At 55.1% G+C, this 3,998-nt stretch carries 4 protein-coding genes; 1 reads left to right on the forward strand and 3 read right to left on the reverse strand.

Annotated features, from left to right (window positions below; translation table 11 throughout):
- The coding region (locus ALO64_RS02900) for a Fic family protein (protein ID WP_054991655.1) at positions 1 to 992 on the forward strand (992 nt) is incomplete at its 5' end.
- On the opposite strand, the gene ALO64_RS02905 is transcribed toward ALO64_RS02900, so the two are convergent.
- The 3 genes from ALO64_RS02905 to yiaY all read right to left on the reverse strand — a co-directional run bounded on the left by ALO64_RS02905 (position 984) and on the right by yiaY (position 3,974).
- Positions 984 to 2,231: a polysaccharide lyase family 1 protein gene (locus ALO64_RS02905; protein ID WP_002554938.1), complete on the reverse strand. Its 1,248-nt coding sequence runs from the start codon at positions 2,229 to 2,231 to the stop codon at positions 984 to 986. The genes ALO64_RS02900 and ALO64_RS02905 overlap by 9 nt on opposite strands.
- A gap of 123 nt (positions 2,232 to 2,354) precedes the next feature.
- Positions 2,355 to 2,801, reverse strand: a complete 447-nt coding sequence (locus ALO64_RS02910; RefSeq protein ID WP_002554939.1) for a GNAT family N-acetyltransferase — start codon at positions 2,799 to 2,801, stop codon at positions 2,355 to 2,357.
- Positions 2,802 to 2,825: 24 nt separating this feature from the next.
- Positions 2,826 to 3,974 (reverse strand): L-threonine dehydrogenase, encoded by a 1,149-nt coding sequence (gene yiaY, locus ALO64_RS02915; RefSeq protein ID WP_044345496.1) that lies wholly within the window; start codon positions 3,972 to 3,974, stop codon positions 2,826 to 2,828.
- Positions 3,975 to 3,998: the final 24 nt, after the last annotated feature.

Below are 3,998 nucleotides of genomic sequence, written 5' to 3' on the forward strand. Positions count from 1 at the left end.
GTCTACACCCTCTTAACGATCTGGTCGAAGACGAGGCGATCAGCAGCAGCCAGCTTGAGGGGGCTGCAACGACTACCAAAGCAGCAAAGGAGTTGCTGAAAAGAAAGCGTAGCGCCCGGACTCCCGACGAAAAGATGATCATCGGTAATTTCCGGATGATGCAACATGCGTGGGAATGCCGGGACCAGGAACTGTCGCTTGAGCTGATAACCGACCTGCATCAGGTGGGTGTCGAAGGGATAGAAGACGAGCGTTATTATCCAGGCGAATTACGGTCAGTGGATGACGTTGTTGTCGAGGATGGAAACGGAAACATTGTTCATCAGCCACCGCCCGCTCAAGGCATTCAGAAACGGCTTCTGTCGGTTATTGCGTGGGCGAATAGCGAGCACTCGGACCTGGACAGTCCAACCTACATTCATCCGTTGATAAAAGCGGTCATCCTCCATTTCGTGATTGGTTATGAGCACCCATTTCACGATGGCAACGGTCGAGTCGCCAGGTCGTTATTTTATTGGTACCTGTTCAAATGTGGTTTTGGCGGATTCAGGTATATCGCCATCAGCACGCTTCTGAAAATCGCTCCGATCAAGTATGGAAAAAGCTACCTGTACACCGAAACGGATGACATGGACCTGACGTACTTCATCGACTATCAATGCCAGGTCATTGCACGGGCCATCAAAGAGTTTACGAGAAATCACGAAGCGAACGTGGCTGCAATTGATCGCTTCAACGCGTTCCTTTACGAGTCGGGGCTGTACACGAAGCTGTCCGACAAACAACGAATCATCTTCAACGTGGCCAACTCATCAGACATAAAGTCTTTCACCGTGACCGATGTCAAAAACAAGCTGGGGTGTGCTTACAATACAGCGGCAACTGTACTGAATGGTTTGGTGGACCTGAAACTGTTTCACAAAATAAAGACCGGCAGTGAGTCGGTTTATTCGATGATCGATACGACTCAACTATTGAAATCATCATCGTAAACCAACACCTACCTTCCCCACGCCTGCGTCTTCCGGCACGCGCGCCCTGGCCTCTTGCGCCGAAACCGGCGCCACCAGAAACTGCCGATAATCCCTGAAAGCCTCCAGCACAGATGTGTCCTGAGGACGATAGTCATCGCCACTCATCTGCTGCTGATTCGCCACACATGCTCTTCCAATAACACTCATACATACATCGTTTGCGCCAGCTGAACCCGGCCCAAACAAAGCAAACGCGGTACCCGGCTGATCCGTATCGTTGAACAGTGGATGAGCTACGTTTTCAAAATCGTTTCCTTCCACCAGCAACTGTGAGGATGAAGTCCGCGACATGATTGCGCCCTGGTAGGTCATGCGCTGAAAAACGTTATTGACCAGTTGAGCGCGGACTTGCGCATTATTCATGCCTCCGGAGTGCGGCGCTCTTCCCGAGGCGTCGTGTATGTAGTTTTTTGATAGCGTCAGCGTGTCCTGACTGCCGAGGAACAGCCAGACCCAGTAATGATGGCCATCGCAGGTCGACGAGTAAGGCGTGCGACCATCGAACTCATTGCTGGAAATGGTGACGTGTGAAGCAGTGCCCCAGCCTGTCACGATCATTTGTCTGCCGATACGGGCGAAGGTGTTGTGGTCAATCCACACGCCATCGGCTTTGTTCAGAGTGAGCGCATCTCCGCCCCATACGACACTCGGGTTGATGTCTGAAAGCGTCAGGTTACGGACAATCACGTTATGCGCGCCGTCACCGATGAACAGTCCTGCACCTTGGATACCGGCCTTTTTGCCCACGCCTATCAGGGTCTTGTTCGATCCGACTTTCAGTGGCTTCAGCCCTGCATTGTCGTAGGTCACCATGACCGGTGGCCTGGATTGGCAGAAGTTGTTGGGACCATTGAGAGCAAGCTGCTCGCCGCCATGCGGACACTGCTTGACCATGCAGCCCGGTTCGGTGGTTTCGGCGCTGCCTTTGGCAACGAGACTCCCGCGAAAGTCGAACAGGTGCTCCAGCACAATGACCCGCGGGGTTTCATCGGTACAGGCACCGCGCGAGTCGTAAGACGCGCACAGTGCAGACCGAAGCTGGTCAAGCGTTGAAGGGTGTACTGCCGCGGCGGCTCCGCCACCCGTAACCCCTTTGGCAAAACCTTCCGGCAAGTCCGCTGCCTCCAGGTATTGCGCACCCGACAGCATCAGGAACAAAGCAGAAACGCATTGCAAAAGAGCACCCCAAAGCCTCATTTGTTGAACTTCCAGTCCTATTCGCGAAGGGTCGCGAAAACAGTCTGAATGCTAAACGCAGAGCGGCCTGCCTTACTCGTATTCTGTAGCCTTGGTCAGGCTCTGTTCAGCCGCGAGCATCCCTCACGAAAACGCGAGCTCCATTCTGATACTGTCGATTCCAGGACCATGCCCGTCCACTTCGACAGAGGTCACGACAAACCCCAGATTCAAGTAGAAGCCCTGAACGTGCTGGCTGGTATCGATGTGGGAACGGGTAACGCCCGGTAATGACCTTACGACATCAAGTCTCGCCTGGGTCAGAAACCTCCCCAGGCCGCTACCGTGTTGCTCACCGTGGACCATGCCCCATGTAAGCTCGGCCACTGACGGGTCTGACAGCACGAGGTATCCCCCGCAAGCCAGAACATCGCCATCACGCTCGACAACGAAGTACTGACCCAACGGTGCCATCAGGAAGCTGGCAAATTGCTTGCGCTCCGCAGGATCAAAGTAACGCGGTACGTTGCTGTCGAAAATATCCAGACAGATATTCCGGGCCGAAAGTGTGTAGGGTAAGAGCGTTGCCATTTTTAGCCTGTCTGTTGCGGTTAATCACATTGCCTGACGAAATATCTCCTGAATCTGCTCAAAATCGGCACGACGCGGATTGGTCAGACCGCACGCATCTTTCAGGGCATTGGTGGCCAGGATCGGGAAATCCTCTTCCTTGACGCCAAGCACCGCCAGCCCCGCCGGGATTTCCACGGCAGCCGACAGTGCGCGAATGGCCTCGATTGCCGCCTGAGCACCTTCTTGCGGAGAAAGACCACGAATATTGCAGCCCATCGCATGCGCAACATCAGTCAGGCGCGCAGCGCTGACGCTGGCGTTGAAACGCTGAACATGAGGCAACAATACGGCGTTGCACACACCGTGCGGCAAATCATAGAAGCCGCCCAGTTGATGCGCCATGGCGTGTACATAGCCCAATGATGCGTTGTTGAACGCCATGCCGGCCAGAAACTGTGCGTATGCCATGTTCTCGCGTGCAGTAATGTTCGCTCCATTGGTGAAGGCATCGCGCAGATTGTTGGCAATCAGTGCCATGGCCTGCAACGCGCAGGCATCCGTGATCGGATTGGCAGCCGTCGAGACATAGGCCTCTATCGCGTGAGTCAAGGCATCCATACCGGTGGCGGCGGTCAGTGACTTGGGCATGGCAATCATCATGTTCGGGTCGTTTACGGATAACAGTGGCGTTACGTTACGGTCAATGATGGCCATTTTTACGTGGCGCGCTTCGTCGGTAATGATGCAGAAGCGGGTCATTTCGCTGGCGGTTCCGGCGGTGGTGTTGATCGCGATCAGCGGCAACTGCGGTTTTGCCGAACGGTCGACGCCTTCATAGTCGCTGATATGCCCACCGTTACTGGCGCACAGGGCAATGCCCTTGGCGCAGTCGTGAGGTGAACCGCCGCCCAGAGAAATCACGAAATCGCACTGGCGTTCCCGCAGCAAGGCCAGACCGTTCTCGACGTTGGCGATGGTCGGGTTGGGTTTGGCACCGTCATATACCACCGAGTCGATGCCCTGCTCCACCAACAGCCCCGCGACCTGACTGGCCACACCGGCCTTGGCCAGCCCTGCGTCGGTCACGATCAGCGCCTTGAGAAATCCGTATTTGCGAATGGCGAGCATGGCTTCATCAATGCAGCCAGTGCCGATGATGTTCACTGCGGGGATGAAAAAGGTGCTGATCATGACGGACCCTCGTGGGTAGCTCGG

The sequence above is a fragment of the Pseudomonas meliae genome, assembly GCF_001400515.1.
GTDB classification, from domain to species: Bacteria; Pseudomonadota; Gammaproteobacteria; order Pseudomonadales; family Pseudomonadaceae; genus Aquipseudomonas; species Aquipseudomonas amygdali.